We start from the raw sequence: 16,717 nt of genomic DNA, 5'->3' as shown, positions 1-16,717 counted from the left end.
TTTATATAGGGAGATTTTTAATCTCCCTAATACTTTATAATTTATTTTAAATTATCTATTTTTATCTTTTTTATTAATTACTGTACTATTTTCTTCCTCTGTAATTGCCATTTCTGCTGAAGCTAAATTTTCTATTCCTTCATTTTCAAAATAACCTGAAGCCAATCTCTTTTGGTATCTGTTCCAGCAAATTAATGCAAATCCCATAAATATAACTATTCCTAAAATGTTGTATAAAAGTACAAACATTGGATTTGCTACTCCTTCAGCTAAAGGAACTCCATTTAAGTAATCCATTATAATCTTAGGTTCTGGAATTGTTGATATTACAAATGAAAGTGTAAATAATCCTAATAACATTACTCCTACTGCCATTCCAACTTTTCTATTTCCAAGTCTGAAATCTCTCTTTATATAATCTTTTTTATATCTTAAAACAACATAAGAAATTAATAAGAATAATACTGGTATTAGTGATGTTGCAGCAGTCATATTTATTAATGTTTCTAAGAAACTATCTATTGATCCTATTCCTAATGCTGGTATTATTAAAAGAATAGTTACTATTATAGCTTGTGTATATAATGCATTTACTGGTGTTCCTTGCTTATCTGTTTTTGCAATCCACTTTCCAAATATTCCTTCTGGAATTTCTGAGAAAAGTATTTTAGCAGGTGCTGCTGTCCATATAACTAATGAACCTATGCTACCTAAAAGCATTATTAATCCAACTATATTAGTTATGAAGTTTCCTATTCCATAATATTTACCTAATATAACAAAGGAATCAAATAATCCATTTGAGAAATTTCCTTGAAGTGTTTCCTGTGGAACTACTAATCCAACAGCTACACAACCTAAACTATAAATTAATCCGATAATTGCTGTAGAAATTAACATTGTTTTTACGAAGGCTTTTGTACCACCCTTTACGTCTTTAACATAAACTCCTATACTTTCAGCTCCCCCAACTGCTTGAAGTATCCAAGCTAATGTCATAAAGAATCCCCAGTTAAATTTTGGTGTTATTGTACTTGCTGTAAATTCTTGTGCTGGAGCTTTTCCTAAAACAAATGTTACTCCAAAAGCTAAAATTATAAATAAAATACCTATTAATATTCTTGCAACACCTGAAATATTAGTTACCTTTGAAATCCAATCTACGCCCTTTGTTGAAACATAAGTTGCAAGCCAGAATAATACTATTGATACTACTGATATAATAACTGTCATATTATCCCCTTGGAATATGTTTCTTCCTAGGAATGTATATGAAGCATATATTAAAGTTTGTGGTAATAATGATGTGAAAAAGAATAAGTTAACAAAGAAATACGCCCAAGCTCCTAAGAATGCCCATTTACCACCTAGTGCTGTTTTAATCCAACTATAAACTCCTGATTCTGAATCCTGATTTGCAGATGAAAATTCTCCAATCATAAGTGCAAATGGGAAAAAGTATACTATAGTTGCAAATACATAGGATGGTATTGATGCAAGTCCTATATTAATACTGTTGTTAATTATACTGTTGAATGAGAATACAGCAGTAAATGTCATAAGCATTAATGCTCTAGAACTCATTCGTCTTCTTGAATCTTCCATTTTAATCCCCCTCATTTTATTAATAGATTTTATTTTTTAAAGTTTCTATAATTTCTACTACCCTTCCTTTTAGAAAACCTTTACAAATTGTGCATGATCAACCTTCTAATAAATATAAGATATCTTATACTTATTTGTAATATTAATCATAAAATGGTAAAATTACATCGAACTTTATCTTTGATATAGCTATATTTTATAGTTTTTAATATGGCTTTACTATAACTTTTTGTTGTTTCAAATTTCACTTTTGTTGCATATTTTGGGAGGTTTTATTATGGATAATTTTTTTGGAATCTTTAAGACTAATAACATTCTTAGTAAAGAATTATTTATATATGAATGTGGTTATGAAAACTGTGAAGCTAATAAGCCCTTTGAGTATGCACCTATAGATTATTATTTAATCCATTATATTGTTGAAGGAGAAGGTACTGCAATTATAAATGGAGTTAAATATGTTCTAAAAAAAGGTGATGGCTTTTTAATTCCACCAAAGGCTACAAATAAATATTTCCCTTGCAAAAAAAATCCATGGAAATATAAGTGGATAGGCTTTAATGGAACAGAATGCAAAAGATTACTTAATTTATGTGGCTTTTCAAAGGATAATTATTCCTTCAGATATACTAAAGATAATTGTATTAATAATTACTTCGATAATATATTTGATTGCTCAAATAACGGAGATTTATTTTCATCTATTGGATATCTTTATTTATTTTTAGGCACTCTTATAAGAGAACACGATAATAATAAAAGTGATTATAATGTAAGTAATGAAAATACTTATGTAACAAAGGCATTAGATTTTATTCACAAAAATTATACTGAAGATATATCAATATCAGATATTGCATCTGAAATAAATATTAATAGAAGTCACTTATTTAAACTTTTTAAGTTAAATATGACTATAAGCCCTCAGCAATATCTTATAAATTATAGATTAAACAAAGCTTGTAATCTTCTAAAAGAAAATATTTCTTCTATTAATGAAATAGCATATTTAACTGGATTTAATAGTCCCTCTTATTTTTCAAGAATATTTACAAAATATAAGGGAATTTCTCCAGCATCTTATAGAAGTAATTCTTTAAATAAATAAAAATGCATCTTGTTTATTATTTTTTCTAACATAATAAACAAGATGCTTAAACTTTATCCACAACTTTTAAATTTTACTTTTTCTTTTCCACAAATCTGTGAATAACTTTTGGGATTACTTTAATTTTTTAAAAGCCTTACAACATTTTCTGTTGTTCTTTCTAAATTTTTTTCTCCATCCTTTAAAGCTTTGTCTAAACTTATAGCACCTGGTGTAATTCCAAATATAGAAGTTACTCCTATTGAATAAAGATTTTCTGCTCCTTCTAATATTCTTCCTCCAAAGGCTATTGTTTTAATTCCCTTTTTCTTTGCAACTGTTGCAACTCCCATTGGTGTCTTTCCACATATAGTTTGGGAATCAATACTACCTTCACCTGTAAATAAAAAATCTGCATTTTCTAATTTTTCTTCTAAAGCTGTATGCTTTATTACTAATTCAATTCCCCTTTTTAGTTTACCATCTAAAAAGGCTACTAATGCAGCTCCAAGTCCTCCTGCAGCTCCTGCTCCTTCTATATCTTTTATATCTTTACCTAAACATTCTTTTATCTTTTTTGAATAATGGTTTAAATTGCTATCAAGTTTTAATACCATTTCTTCTGTTGCACCCTTTTGAGGTCCAAAAACATGAGATGCTCCCTTAGGTCCGCATAAAGGATTTGTAACATCACAGGCAACTTCTATTTCTATATTCTTTAATCTTTTATCTAATCCACTTATATCTATTTTGTGAAGTCTATTTAATTCTCCTCCACCAAAGGGAAGTTCCTTCCCATTTTCATCTAAAAATTTTCCACCTAAAGCTTGAACCATTCCAATGCCACCATCATTTGTAGCACTTCCACCAATTCCAATTACAATTCTTTCTACTCCTAAATCTAGTGCATGTTTTATAATTTCACCAGTTCCATAAGTAGTTGTAATCATTGGATTTCTCTTTTCTCTATCTATAAGAGCAATTCCACTAGCCTCTGCCATTTCAATAATAGCTGTTTTTGAATTACCTAATATTCCAAACTTAGCTTCTGTATCCTTTCCTAATGGGTCTTTTACCACAATATTTAAAATAGAACCATTTGTTGCTTCAACTAATGCCTCAACTGTGCCTTCTCCACCATCTGCCATAGGTACTTTAATACATTCTGCATCTTTTATTACTTTTTTTATTCCTCTCTCCATTGCATTGCATGCTTCCTTTGAAGTCATACTCTCTTTAAATGAATCTGGTGCTAATACAAATTTCATGGTAATTTTCTCCCTTCAAATTTTATAATATAAATCCAAATATTATAGTTGATACAATTGTCATTGAAAGTCCAACTAATGATTCATATGGTATAAGTTTTAATCTCTCATTCATATCCATTGATACACTTCCACCTGTTGCATGAAAGAAACTTCCATGTGGAAGATGATCTAATACTGTTGCTCCAACATGTATCATTGCAGCTGTTGCTAAAGGTGTTACTCCAAGACCTACAATTGTTGGTCCAAAAACTGATGTTGCAACTGCTGTTCCTGATGTAGTTGATGCTGTTGCAGCTGACATTAAAATACCTGATATAGGTGCTAATGCAAAGCTTGGTAATCCTAATGAATTAACACCATGTATTATTACATCTTTAAGTCCTGAATTTGCTATTATTCCAGCAAGAGTTCCAGTTCCTATTAAAAGAACGGCTACTCCTGTCATCTTAGCTAATCCAAAGGTTGCATATCTATTTAAATATCTTATTTTTCCCATTGCTATTATTCCGCATATTCCTCCAACTGGAAGTGCTATTAATGGATCTATTGCTATTCCTGCAATTGGTCTTAACATTAATAATACTATTGCAACTAAAGGTCCTAAAATTGATGAAAAGAAACTTGGCATATCTTCAAAGTTTTTTAATTTTTCTTCTTCACTTACAAAGCTTCCCTTTTTCTTTAATTTCTTTGATATAATACATGTTACTATAATTCCGAAAATAGCTGGTATAACACCTGCAAGCATTACTGAAGTTAATGGAACTCCAAGATTATCCGCTGCTGCAATAGTATTAGGATTTGGGGACATTATGTTTCCAGCCTTTCCCCCTCCAACCATAGCTATCAATATAGCAGTTTTAGTTAATTTTGATTTTTGAGCTATAGCAAGAGCTATAGGTGAAACTGTTATTACAGCTACATCTACAAATACTCCAACCATTGTAAGTACTGTTGTTGCAATTGTTAATGCCATAAGAGCTCTTGATTCTCCTAATTTTTCAACAATTGTTTCTGCAATTTTTGCAGCTGCTCCTGATTCAATTAAAACTCCTGCTAACACACCAGCTGTCAATATTCTAATTATTGCAGGAATCATTCCTTTAGCTCCATCCATCATTAATGAAACTGTTCCAGTAAGTCCTGCACCTCCAACTAAGCCACCTACAATAGCTCCAATAATTAATCCATAAGCTGGATGTACTTTCTTTACAATTAGTACTATTGCTATAATTAATGCAACTACTGCTCCTAATGCTGTAACTGTAATATTCATTGACTTCTCCCCCTTAAATTTTTCTATAGGCTAATTGTAAAGGTTTTTATAAACATTTTCATTATTTAACTATCCAAACTTTTTAAATTATTTTTGTTCAAATGCACAATTTAATTTTTAAGTTTAAATCCAATATAGCTTGATAAATATTGAAATAAATCAATATAATTTTCAAATTTTAAAGAGGTTATATCCTCAATTCTCTTTAATCTATAATTTAAAGTATTTCTATGAATATGTAATTTATTTGAAACCTTGTTCTTCTCTCCATTCATATCAAAATATGCTAAAAAAGTTTCAAATAACTCCTCCCCTTCACTTTTAATTTTTGTTATTATTTCTTTATTGTCCTCTTGAAAAAAGAAATCCTCCATAAAGTAAAAAATTTTTATCTTCTTATAAAAGCTTATTCTATCATTATCATAAAGTTTTTCACCAATATTTAAGGCTTCTATTCCTTCTATTAATGAATTTTGAAGAATTTTATGAGACTCTCCCACCCCAATTTCTATTTTGTATTTACTTAAAGCTTTATCTATCCTTAAAATCTTATCATTAAATTTATTATCTTCAACCATTATTATTGCAATTTTATCATTTGATATATTTATAAAATACTCATCCTTATAAAGTATTTTTTCAAGGTTAGAAGATATTATATTTTCAAATCCTATTTCATATCCTACGATTACAACTGTTCTCTTCTTAGTTAAATCTATACCTAAGGATTTTCCTCTTTGAATAAAATCATTATCATACTCTTTATTTGAATATAAAAGTTCATATATGTATTCATCTTCTAATTTTTTTCTTATTAAATATTCATTTAGTGTATATTCCTGATTAATAAGTAATTCTGCTGTAACTGAAACAAGCTTAGAAAATTGCCTAACTTCATCTGGATTTCCAGTTATACCAATAACCCCTATAGCTCTGCCTCTAAAAAATATAGGAGTATTAACTCCAGGCTTTACTCCCTTTGCTTCTTCTTTTATCTCTGTTACCGATTTTTTTGCTAAAGTTTCTATTGCCCCTTCATGAATATCCCCAATTCTATTTTTATCCCCACTTCCAATAATAATCCCTTTTTCATCCATTATATTTACATTGTATGGAATAACCTCCATCATTTTTTTAGAAATATTCTGTGCTAATTCTCTACTAAGCATACAAACCCCTCCTAATAGTAATTTTTTATAATGCACTATTATCTTCTATATTATATTTTACATAAAAAAAGGCAGCTAAAAAGCCACCTTTTTTAAAATAAATTAATTATTTTCTCTTCTCTTTGCTAATTCATAAATTGTATTAACAGGAACTCCAGTACCACCTTTTCCCTTATAAGGTTTTTCTGAATCTGTCCATGCAGTTCCAGCAATATCTAAATGTAAAAATGATACACCATCATCAATAAACTCTTCTATAAATAATCCAGCAGTTATTGTTCCTGCATTTCTTCCACCAATATTTTTGATATCAGCTATATCAGATTTTAAAAGTTCTTTATATTCAGGGAATGTTGGTAATTTCCAAACCTTTTCTCCTGTATATTTTGATACAGATTCTAATTCTTCATATAACTCATCATCATTAGTTATAACAGCTGTAGTTGTTTCTCCAAGGGCAACAAGTGCTGCACCTGTAAGTGTAGCCATTTCTATAACTTCATTTACATTTTCTTTTTTAGTTATATAAGTTACTGCATCTGCTAAAGTCAATCTACCTTCTGCATCTGTATTTAAAACCTCAATTGTTTTTCCTGCCATACTTCCAATTATATCTCCAGGTTTATAAGCCTTTCCTGATATCATGTTTTCACAAGCTGCAACTACACCAATTACATTCATTTCTAATTTTCTTTTTGCAATTATTGATATTGCTCCAATTACAGCAGCTGCTCCACCCATATCTGACTTCATTGTATCCATACTTGAAGTTGGTTTTATTGAATATCCACCTGAATCGTAAGTTAATCCCTTACCAACAAGTCCTAATACATCTTCTTTATTATGCTTATCTCCAAAATATTTCATAACTATAAGTTTTGGTTCTTTAGATGATCCCTTAGCAACAGATGCGAATGCTTCCATTCCAAATTCTTCAATCTTTTCTTCTCCATAGACCTTAACATCAAATCCATTTTCTTTTCCTAGGATTTTAACTGCATCAGCTAAAACCTCTGGATACATTTCATTTGCAGGTTCATTAACTAAATCTCTAGCTATAATTATTCCCTTTGAAATGTCTATTCCTTCTTTAATAAACTCTTCTACTATATCAACCATAACGCCTTTAACTTCATCACCTAAAATTGATACAGTTACTTCTCTATCTTCCTTATCACTCTTATATTTGTTAAATTCATAGTCTGAAAGCATTAGTGATATTGTCATAGCCTTTGCTATTTCTCCTAAACCTAATTCCTCAGTATATGGTATTTTAACTAAAATATCATCATTTTTTAAAGCTTTCATTTTATTATAAGCCTTTGATATATTCTCTTTAATTTTTTCTAAAGTTATATCTTCCTCTTTTCCAAGGCCTACTAAAACTATATCCTCTATATTGTCTTCAGTTTCATAAGTAAAAGTATAAACTTCTCCTTCTTTTCCACTAAACTTTTCTTTTGAATTTAAATATTTTATCATTTTATTTATTTCTGGATTTTTTGATTCTAATTTTTCTTGAAATAAAGAAATTATTACTCCTTGTACTTCTGTACACTTTTTCCCTTTTGCACTTATCTTCATAAATCTCTCTCCCTTCATCTTTTATATAAATAATTAGTTCATATATTTATGTACTAAAACTATTTCTTTTTTTTCTAAACTTTGTGGTATGTCTATTATTCTTTGATTACTTGAACCTCTAAATTTTATGCCATCTTCCATTTTGCTTTCATCGAATTTTCCATCTATAAGGACATCTATATTATTAATGAATTCTCTCCAGCCTTTTCTATCATCTAAATGATCTAAAACATATTCAAAGGTATATCCTGTAAAAGACCAAACAGATAATCCATTTTCTTTAAACCTTTTTGCCATATAAGAAAATTCTTCTGCTCTCTCTAAAGGATCTCCACCACTAAAGGTTACCCCTTTAAGCATAGGATTAGCTAAAACATCTTCTATAAGTTCATCCATATCTCTTTCTTCTCCACCTTGAAAATCATGAGTATCTGGATTAAAGCAACCCTTACAATTATGCTTGCAACCTTGTGAAAAAAATACTCTCCTTATCCCAGGGCCATTTACTAAACTTTCATAAGCTATTCCTGCAAGTCTAATCTTTTTTCCCATAAGTTCACTCCTTAATTAATTTACATTATATCATCTTGATAAAATTTATCATATATAATCAAAAATATTTATTACTTAATTAATTTTATTAATACTTATATAATATAAATATTATTTACTTTATTATAAACTAAAACCATATAGTTTAATTTGAAAAAAAGCTTCTATAATAGAGAAATTTCTCTATTATAAAAGCTTTCTGCATACTCTAACAACTTTGGTAACAATTTGTTCCTGTTCCTGTGTGAGTTATTCTATCTTCTCTTTCATGATATTTTCCTGGACCAAATCTTTCATCTAGGCTTAAATATCCAGTAACTCTTGAAACACCTTGTATATCTGTGCTTCCACAATTATTACACTTCTTTTCATTACTTTGTAAATAAGTTCCACAATTTTTACAATATCTTATATGGAAGTTTATTCCTAAGTAGCTTATATTTGTATTTCTGTATGCATAATTTAATATATCCATTATGTCCTCACCTGATGGAGAATCATCAACTTCTAAATAACTTATATGTCCACCATTACAAAGTTTGTGGTATGGTGCTTCAATATCTATTTTATCCTTTATTGAAATAGCACATCCAACTGGAACATGGAAACTATTAGTGTAGTATTCTTTATCAGTTACACCTTTAAGTATTCCAAAAGCTTTTTGGTCTTGCTTTATAAACTTTCCTGATAATCCTTCTGCTGGTGTTGCATATGCACTCCAGTTAAGTTTTGTTTCTTCAGTTGATCTATCACAATAAGCTCTTAAATGTTCAATTATTTTTAGTCCAAGTTCCCTTGCCTTTTCGTCTTCTCCATGATGCTTACCAACTAATGCAACAAGTGTTTCTGCAAGTCCTATAAATCCAATTCCCCAAGTTCCTTGTTTTAAGATTGGTTCTATTGAATCATCTGGTGAAAGTCCTTCAGATCCCTTCATTAAATGTTGTCCTGCTACAAATGGTAAATCTTTAACTCTTAGTTTTTTAAGAACACCATATCTGTGCATTAAGGCTTCTCTTGCAAGGTTAAGTCTTAAATCTAATATTTCAAAGAATTTATCTATGTTTCCTTGTGCTTGTATTCCTATTCTAGGTAAGTTTAAAGTAGTTGGTGCTATATTTCCTCTTCCATTAATACCTGGATCTCCATTTACATTGCTCATAAGGTATGTTCTACATCCCATTGTTGCTGGAGTAATTCCCATATCATAGTATTTTTTATTAAAATCTGCATCTATATTCATAAATGTAGGATTCATTCTCTTAGCTGCAACTCTGCATGCTAATTTATATAAATAGAAATATGGATCATTTTCTTCTCTATTTACTCCATCTTTAACTCTAAAGATTATGTTTGGGAATATTGGTTGCTCTCCTTTTCCTAATCCTTTTTCGTACTCTAATAGGAAAACTTCACAAACAAGTGCTGCATCCGCTGACTCTGGTATTCCAATATTCATTGAACTAAATGGAACTTGTGATCCTGCTCTTGAATGCATTGTATTTAAATTATATACAACTCCTTGCATTGCTTGATGAACTCTTTTTCTTAATTTTTTTTCTGCAAGTTCATTTATTTTTTCTTCTGGAATTTCAAGCTCTTTTAATTCAGCTATAATTTCTTGTCTTGTTGGTTCTACAAAAATACCCATGTCGTTATCAAAGTCTGGGTGTGATTGTCCTCCAAACATATCATTTTGAGTTGATTGTAATAATATACATGATAATTCCGCTGCTGTTTCTATTCTCTTTGGTGCATTTATTGTTCCATAACCTGTGTTAAATCCATTTTCTAATATTTCTCTAGTTGGTATATGAAGACAATTAGTTGTTAAGTTATAACTATCTAAATCATGATAGTATAAATCTCCGATTTCATGAGCTTTAGCTAAATGCTTTGGCATTGAAGCTAAATTATGCCATTTATTTGATTCAGATGCTATTCTTAATAACTTTGAACTAAAATTATTTCCTACATTTGCATTATCTCTATCAGTTTCAACTCCGATTTTACTAATGGCTTTCATAAGATCTGATTTTATCTCTCTAATTTTAGTTCTTTCCGTTCTGTAATTTCTATATGCACCTAGTACCTCATTAAGTTCTGAATTTCTTAATGCTTTCTCCACAAGATTTTGAACTTCTTCTACAGATATTCTATTTTCTCCGCTTACTTCTATATAATCAATAACCTTTTGAACAATCTCTAAAGTCTTACTATCCTTTAAATTTAAGTTAGTTTCTTCAGCCGCACGCTTTATTGCATTTACTATTTTCTCTGAATTAAACTCAACTTCTCTACCGTCCCTTTTCACAACATATAGCATTCAAACTACCCCCGTTCACACAATATATAGTACTTTTTTTTAATACTTGTATTATTATACTTCAAAAGATATTCTAGCGCAATTGTATTTTTTTTTTAATAATTCGATATATTATCTCTTATTACTTAGTTAAATCTATTTAAATCTCATTCCCTCTCTTTTTTAATTTTGACATAAAATTTTTTTGCTAAATAAGAATTAATTAAACCAAAACCTTAATATACATTAAATAATGAAATTTTAATTTTAGGAGGAAAATATGAGAAAAAAATTATTGTTATCTTTTATTTCAATATTTATTATTTCATCATTAGTATCCTGTAATTCTAATGAATCTATTCCTACATCTCAAAATAATGTAGAAAATATAGAAATTGAAAAAACATATAATTATCCCTTTACAGGAATTGAATCAAAGGAAGACCCCAAAAGCAGAACGCCTTATATGGCAGTTATTGAAAATTCCAAAGCTTCAAGACCTCAAAGCGGATTATCCTTTGCTGATATAGTATATGAAACTTCTGCTGAAGGGGGAATACCTAGATTCATTGCTGTATATCATAGTAATAGTTCTGAAAAAATAGGACCTATTAGAAGCATACGTCCATATTTTTTAACTATTTCAAAGGAATACTCCCTTCCTATAGCCCATTGTGGTGGCTCTAAAGAAGCTCTTAATGAAGTAAAGAAAGATACTGCAATTATGAGCTTAAATGAAATGTATAACGGTAAATATTATTATAGAGATAATAATAGAGAAGCTCCTCATAACTTATACACATCAAGTACTAAAATATTAAAAGCTGTGGAGGATAAAAAATATAATTTAAAAGCAGAATCTTCTTTAAAATTTAATAAAGAATATTTTAATAAAGAAAATTTAAAATCAGCTAATAATATAATAGTTGAGCCTAATAATATATATAAAACATCTTATACCTTTAAAGATGGTCTATATACTAAACATATGGATGGAGAAGTTGCAATAGATGCCATTACAAATAATCCACTAACTTTTACTAACTTAGTAATACAAAAAACTGATATAACCTTACAAACTGATAATTCTCATTTAGATATAGATTTAGTTAATACTGGAGATGGACTTCTATTTTCTAATGGAAAAATAATTGAAATAAAGTGGAATAAAGATTCAGAGTTTGGAGACACTAAACTTTATGATTTAGAAGGTAATGAAGTATCTTTAACACCTGGTAATACTATATGGAATATAGTAGATTCTAGTTCTAAAATAAATTATTAATATAAAAAAGAAATTATTGTTGGAAATAATTTCTTTTTTCTTGATAAACTCTATCACTAATGATATAGTTTATATTATCAGTAGTGATAAAGATTTTATTATAATCTAAAAATTAGGAGGAATCATTTATGCAAAAAATTGCTGTTTTAACTGATAGTGGATCAGATTTAACTTTAGAACAATTAAAAGATAACAACATAGAATTTACACCATTTAAAATAATATATTCAACTGGTGAATTCGAAGATAAAATAGATTTAAGTCCTGAAGAGGTTTATGCTTCTTTAGATAAGGAAGTTCCAACTACTTCATTACCTAGTACAGCTAGAATCGAAAACATATTAACTAAATTAGAAGAAGAAGGCTATACTCACGTAATTGCAGTTACAATTTCAAGTGGTCTTTCTGGAACTTCTAATGCAATAAGATTAGCCCTTGAAGATCATCCTAAACTAATATCTTATGTTTTTGATACTAAAATACTTAGTATGGCTGAAGGTGCTTTAGTATTAAACGCAGCAGAATTAGTTAAGGAAGGAAAAACTTTTGAAGAAATTATTGAAGAACTTCCAAAGCTTCGTAAAAAAACTTATGGTTATTTTACTATAAACACATTAGAATACTTAAAAAAGGGTGGAAGAATAGGAAAAGTTGCTGGAACAATTGGAGAAATATTAAACTTAAAACCTATTATTTCTGTTGATGATGAGGGAGTATACTACACTTATGCAAAAGTACGTGGAAGAAAACAATCAATAAATAGACTTTTAAAAATAGCAAAGGAACATCTTGATAAATGTAAATGTAAAGTATGGGTTTTAAACGGTGGTTCTTCTATTGAAGAATTCACTCCATTTTATGAAGCAGTTTCTAAACTGCATAATATAGAGTCAATAGCTCCTGCTACAATTGGACCAGCATTAGGAGTTCATACAGGACCTGGCTTATTAGGATTGATATTTCAAGAGGTGTAATAACTAATGAATAAAACAAATTTTTCTGATTTAAAGGATATAGAGTCTGAGGAAAAACGTCTTTATGAGGAATATAAAAAGAAAATTACAGAGCTTAAAAAGGTAAAAAAAGAAAAAGAAGCAGTTGGCCAAGTTTTTACAAAGGGTCTTTTACCGATTTACGTTCTTCATATACTTACTTTAGGTCCTACAACAGGAAATTATATCTCTCATGAAATAGGAGTCCGTACAAAGGGTAAATGGATTCCTAGTACAGGAGGAATATATCCTCTACTAAAAGCCTTTGAAAAAGAGGGCCTAATTGTTGGAACTTGGGATAATCCTAAAAAGAAATTCAGAAAAATATATTCTCTTACTCCAGCTGGTAAAAAAGAGTATTTAAAAAAGAAATACTTACTGAAGCCAAAAATAGAAGAAGCTTTAGATGTTTTTAAAATTATATATAATGATATTTATTAAGGGTGCTATTATTAGCACCTTTTTTTGTATATATATTGCCTATACTGATAACACTATTAATATAAAACTATATTTTTAAGTAAGTATTTGTTTTAGCCTAATATATAAAATATTATACTTACTAAAATGAAATGCATACTAAATCACTAATTAGGAGGTTAATACCTTGCGTGGACAAATAATTGATATTAATAATTTAGAAACTTTTATTGAGCTTGAAGATGGCAGATTAATTTCAATACCATCTTACCAAACTAATAAAGCTTCCATTGGTAATTATATATACATATCAAATAATATTTCAAACTCTCCAATGAATCATTCCTTTGGCAAATATACAAATAATATTTTCTAATAAAAATAGCAGACCTAAATTTTTAGATCTGCTATTTTTATTATTTAATTATTCTGCTTCGATAGCATCAACTGGACAGCTTTCTTCAGCTTCCTTAGCTCCGTCTTCATGTTCTGATGATACATCACTGTTAAAAGCTACTGCCTTCCCATCATCATCCATTGTAAATACATCTGGACAAATTGATGGACATAATCCACATCCTATACAAGTGTCCTTATCTACATGAGCTTTCATATAAAAATTCTCCTCTCTTATAGAGAGTACATCTTAATATAATCCTTCGAAGATTAATGAGTATAGAGGATTATCTAATACGTACTCCTCAGCTCTTCCCTCTTCTAATGCTTCTGTAAGCTCTAAGTTTATTGGAAGTTCTCCTAAAAGTGGCAATCCAAGATATTCTGCATGCTCTTCTGCTGATTTCTTACTAAATACTCTTAATTTCTTGTCACAACCATCACAAATTATGTAAGACATATTTTCAACAACACCTCTTACTGGTGTTCCAACTTTTTGAGCCATCTTTACAACCTTTTTAACAATCATTGAAACCATATCTTGTGGTGTTGAAACTATTATAAGCTCTTTTACATTAAAGTCATTCATAACTGTAAGGGCTATATCTCCTGTTCCAGGTGGCATATCAATTAATAGGTAATCTAATTCTTCCCATTCAGTATCAAAATACATTTGGTTTAATACTCCAGTTATTACTGGACCTCTCCATATAACAGGATCGTCTTCTACATCAGTTAAAAGATTCATAGACATAACTTTTATTCCACTATTAGTAGTAGCTGGGATGAACTTTAAATTTTGTTCATCTATTGATATTATTTGCCCTCTTTTATTATTTATACCAAAAAATCTTGGCATTGATGGACCTGTTATATCTGCATCAAGAACTCCAACCTTATAACCTTTCTTTCTAAGAATAGTTGCCATTATACCAGTTACAGTAGATTTACCAACTCCACCTTTACCGCTTATAACTCCAATTACATTTTTTATTTTCCCATATTTAGGCTTCTTTTTAAATTCACCTATAGGTGTTCCCTTACTTGAAAATTCACTCATTTTTCTTCCTCCTCAGTTTACCAGTTTTCAGGCTTTTGCCCATCTTTTCCTACTGTTATATCCCATTTTTTAAAATCATAATGACCTACAACATAATATTTACTATATACATTGTCAGTCTTATTATCTATTGTTATAAGTGTTCTGAAAGTGCTACTATCATAACCCTTATTTTGTACATTAACAATTACATTAAAATCTTGTGAATTATCCTTTTTCATAATTTCAGCTCCAGGAATTATCTTTTGGACTTCATTTTGAAATCCTTGTAATTCAACTGAAAAAACATATTTAACGCAATCTATATCACCAAGTATATTAATTCCAACCTTATGCTTTCCATCTCCAAGCTGACTCTTATTCATCTCTAATACCTTCATTATTGTTCCATAATAAATTGAATTAAAATCTCTTGGTCTTCTTATGAATGATAAGTTGTTTATTATTGTTTGGTCTAGATTTTTTGGAACTTTGTAGGCATTAGTATCATTGTAAAAATTACCTTTTCCACTTTCATCAACACCAACAACATATTTATATGATTTAACTTGATCTCCTGAATGAATTTTAAAAATATAATCAGGTTCTAATGAACTTCTTTCTGATTCTGGATCTCCAGATGATAATTCATTATATATTTCTTGAATAGCCTTTGGATCAGTAACCTTAAATCTAAATCCTGTATCTCTGTTACTTTCAATTATAATTTCATCTACTTTATTTGTTTTCATATAATTAAAATCATTATTTCTAAGTCCAAGCTTAACCATTGCATCATTTACTGGAGAACATCCAACCATAGTTATTCCAATAATAAGCATAGTAAAAAGCATTAATATTTTAGTTATTCTACTTTTTTTCACCTTGTTTACCTCTCCTTTTTATTTTATCCAAATTGTATATTATACATCCAAATATAAATGTAAAAATAGCTATAAACTGTGATGTAGATAGTACTCCTACACTTCCTCTAGGATCATTTCTTAAAAATTCAACAAGGAATCTTCCAATGCTATATATTATTATGTATAAAGCTAAAACTCTTCCTTCTTTTTTGTTTTTCCTACTATACCATAATAATACTCCACCTAAAATAAAATCAAATATTGAACTATAAAGTTGTGTTGGTATTAAACATACTCCACTTGGTGCTAAAGAGTTTATTGGAAATTCAACTCCTATTGGAAGTGAAGTTTCTCTTCCATAGCAGCATCCTGCTAAGAAACATCCTATTCTTCCAAAACCTTGAGCTAAAGCCACACATGGTGCTGCAAAATCTAAAAGCTTTAAAGAGTCAAATTTATTTTTCTTGCAATATAAATAAAGTACTAAGCCGCCTAAAATTATCGCTCCATAAATAACAAACCCATTACCGAAGTCTAGGAGCATTGATGGATCTTTAATTATATTCTTTAGTTCAGTTATTATAAATAGTATTTTACCTCCTAAAACACCACCTATAACCGTAAATATTAGTAAATTTAGTATTTTATCTTCATTGTATCCAGCCTTTTTTGTTCTTCTTAAAAATATAGCTGAAGCTACAATTACTCCTATAGCTATCATAAACCCATAGCTATATACCTTAAAGTTTCCTATTTGAAATAATACTAGTCTCATATATCCTCCAAAAGTCATATAAGTAATTAGGAGAAGCTTAAGCTTCTCCTAATCATATTTAAATTATAATACTTTACATTACCATTGGCAAACTA

General features: G+C 29.2%; 15 protein-coding genes and 1 pseudogene. 5 read left to right on the top strand and 11 right to left on the bottom strand.

All coding sequences use genetic code 11. The annotated features are described in order from the left end of the window. Positions 1-51 precede the first annotated feature (51 nt). On the bottom strand, positions 52-1,605 hold the full coding sequence (locus J2S18_RS10640) for an amino acid permease (RefSeq protein WP_307486784.1): 1,554 nt from the start codon (positions 1,603-1,605) through the stop codon (positions 52-54). A gap of 277 nt (positions 1,606-1,882) precedes the next feature. Here J2S18_RS10640 and J2S18_RS10635 point away from each other — a divergent pair, with 277 nt between their 5' ends. Then, positions 1,883-2,713 carry an AraC family transcriptional regulator gene (locus tag J2S18_RS10635; RefSeq protein ID WP_307486783.1) on the top strand — a complete coding sequence of 277 codons (831 nt, stop codon included), beginning with the start codon at positions 1,883-1,885 and terminating at the stop codon, positions 2,711-2,713. A gap of 119 nt (positions 2,714-2,832) precedes the next feature. Here the strand turns inward: J2S18_RS10635 and J2S18_RS10630 are convergent, their stop codons facing one another. The 6 genes from J2S18_RS10630 to nrdD all read right to left on the bottom strand — a co-directional run bounded on the left by J2S18_RS10630 (position 2,833) and on the right by nrdD (position 10,870). Further along, positions 2,833-3,960 carry a glycerate kinase family protein gene (locus tag J2S18_RS10630; protein ID WP_307486781.1) on the bottom strand — a complete coding sequence of 376 codons (1,128 nt, stop codon included), beginning with the start codon at positions 3,958-3,960 and terminating at the stop codon, positions 2,833-2,835. 22 nt (positions 3,961-3,982) lie between these two features. After that, positions 3,983-5,239, bottom strand: coding sequence for a GntP family permease (locus J2S18_RS10625; RefSeq protein WP_307486779.1), 1,257 nt, complete (start codon positions 5,237-5,239; stop codon positions 3,983-3,985). Positions 5,240-5,349: 110 nt separating this feature from the next. Then, positions 5,350-6,408 (bottom strand): CdaR family transcriptional regulator, encoded by a 1,059-nt coding sequence (locus J2S18_RS10620; RefSeq protein WP_307486776.1) that lies wholly within the window; start codon positions 6,406-6,408, stop codon positions 5,350-5,352. Between the two features lie 102 nt (positions 6,409-6,510). Then, on the bottom strand, positions 6,511-7,992 hold the full coding sequence (locus J2S18_RS10615) for a leucyl aminopeptidase (RefSeq protein ID WP_307486775.1): 1,482 nt from the start codon (positions 7,990-7,992) through the stop codon (positions 6,511-6,513). Positions 7,993-8,025: 33 nt separating this feature from the next. Then, positions 8,026-8,544, bottom strand: coding sequence for an anaerobic ribonucleoside-triphosphate reductase activating protein (gene nrdG, locus J2S18_RS10610; protein ID WP_307486773.1), 519 nt, complete (start codon positions 8,542-8,544; stop codon positions 8,026-8,028). 208 nt (positions 8,545-8,752) lie between these two features. Continuing rightward, entirely contained in the window at positions 8,753-10,870 is a 2,118-nt protein-coding gene (nrdD, locus tag J2S18_RS10605) for an anaerobic ribonucleoside-triphosphate reductase (protein ID WP_307486772.1), read from the bottom strand. A gap of 259 nt (positions 10,871-11,129) precedes the next feature. Here nrdD and J2S18_RS10600 point away from each other — a divergent pair, with 259 nt between their 5' ends. From J2S18_RS10600 to J2S18_RS10585, 4 genes are all read left to right on the top strand, one after another. Then, a complete protein-coding gene (locus J2S18_RS10600; protein ID WP_307486770.1) occupies positions 11,130-12,134 on the top strand; it encodes a DUF3048 domain-containing protein in 1,005 nt (334 codons plus the stop codon). Positions 12,135-12,262: 128 nt separating this feature from the next. Then, positions 12,263-13,108 carry a DegV family protein gene (locus J2S18_RS10595; RefSeq protein ID WP_307486769.1) on the top strand — a complete coding sequence of 282 codons (846 nt, stop codon included), beginning with the start codon at positions 12,263-12,265 and terminating at the stop codon, positions 13,106-13,108. Positions 13,109-13,114: 6 nt separating this feature from the next. Continuing rightward, positions 13,115-13,567, top strand: a complete 453-nt coding sequence (locus tag J2S18_RS10590; RefSeq protein ID WP_307486767.1) for a PadR family transcriptional regulator — start codon at positions 13,115-13,117, stop codon at positions 13,565-13,567. Between the two features lie 166 nt (positions 13,568-13,733). Then, positions 13,734-13,922 carry a hypothetical protein gene (locus J2S18_RS10585; protein ID WP_307486765.1) on the top strand — a complete coding sequence of 63 codons (189 nt, stop codon included), beginning with the start codon at positions 13,734-13,736 and terminating at the stop codon, positions 13,920-13,922. Positions 13,923-13,970: 48 nt separating this feature from the next. Here the strand turns inward: J2S18_RS10585 and J2S18_RS10580 are convergent, their stop codons facing one another. The 4 genes and pseudogenes from J2S18_RS10580 to J2S18_RS10565 all read right to left on the bottom strand — a co-directional run bounded on the left by J2S18_RS10580 (position 13,971) and on the right by J2S18_RS10565 (position 16,622). Beyond that, entirely contained in the window at positions 13,971-14,159 is a 189-nt protein-coding gene (locus J2S18_RS10580; protein ID WP_307486763.1) for a ferredoxin, read from the bottom strand. Between the two features lie 33 nt (positions 14,160-14,192). Further along, positions 14,193-14,945 (bottom strand): annotated as a pseudogene (locus tag J2S18_RS10575) (Mrp/NBP35 family ATP-binding protein); the annotation flags it as partial. Positions 14,946-15,019: 74 nt separating this feature from the next. Beyond that, the gene (locus J2S18_RS10570; RefSeq protein WP_307486761.1) at positions 15,020-15,865 is read right to left on the bottom strand and encodes a YhfM domain-containing protein; all 846 of its coding nucleotides are present in this window, start codon (positions 15,863-15,865) and stop codon (positions 15,020-15,022) included. Next, positions 15,852-16,622, bottom strand: a complete 771-nt coding sequence (locus tag J2S18_RS10565; protein WP_307486759.1) for a prolipoprotein diacylglyceryl transferase — start codon at positions 16,620-16,622, stop codon at positions 15,852-15,854. The genes J2S18_RS10570 and J2S18_RS10565 overlap by 14 nt, the downstream gene beginning before the upstream one ends. Positions 16,623-16,717 lie beyond the last annotated feature (95 nt).

It is taken from the genome of Eubacterium multiforme (genome assembly GCF_030813415.1).
Lineage (GTDB): Bacteria > Bacillota > Clostridia > Clostridiales > Clostridiaceae > Clostridium > Clostridium multiforme.
This window is presented reverse-complemented; position numbering and strand designations above follow the sequence as displayed.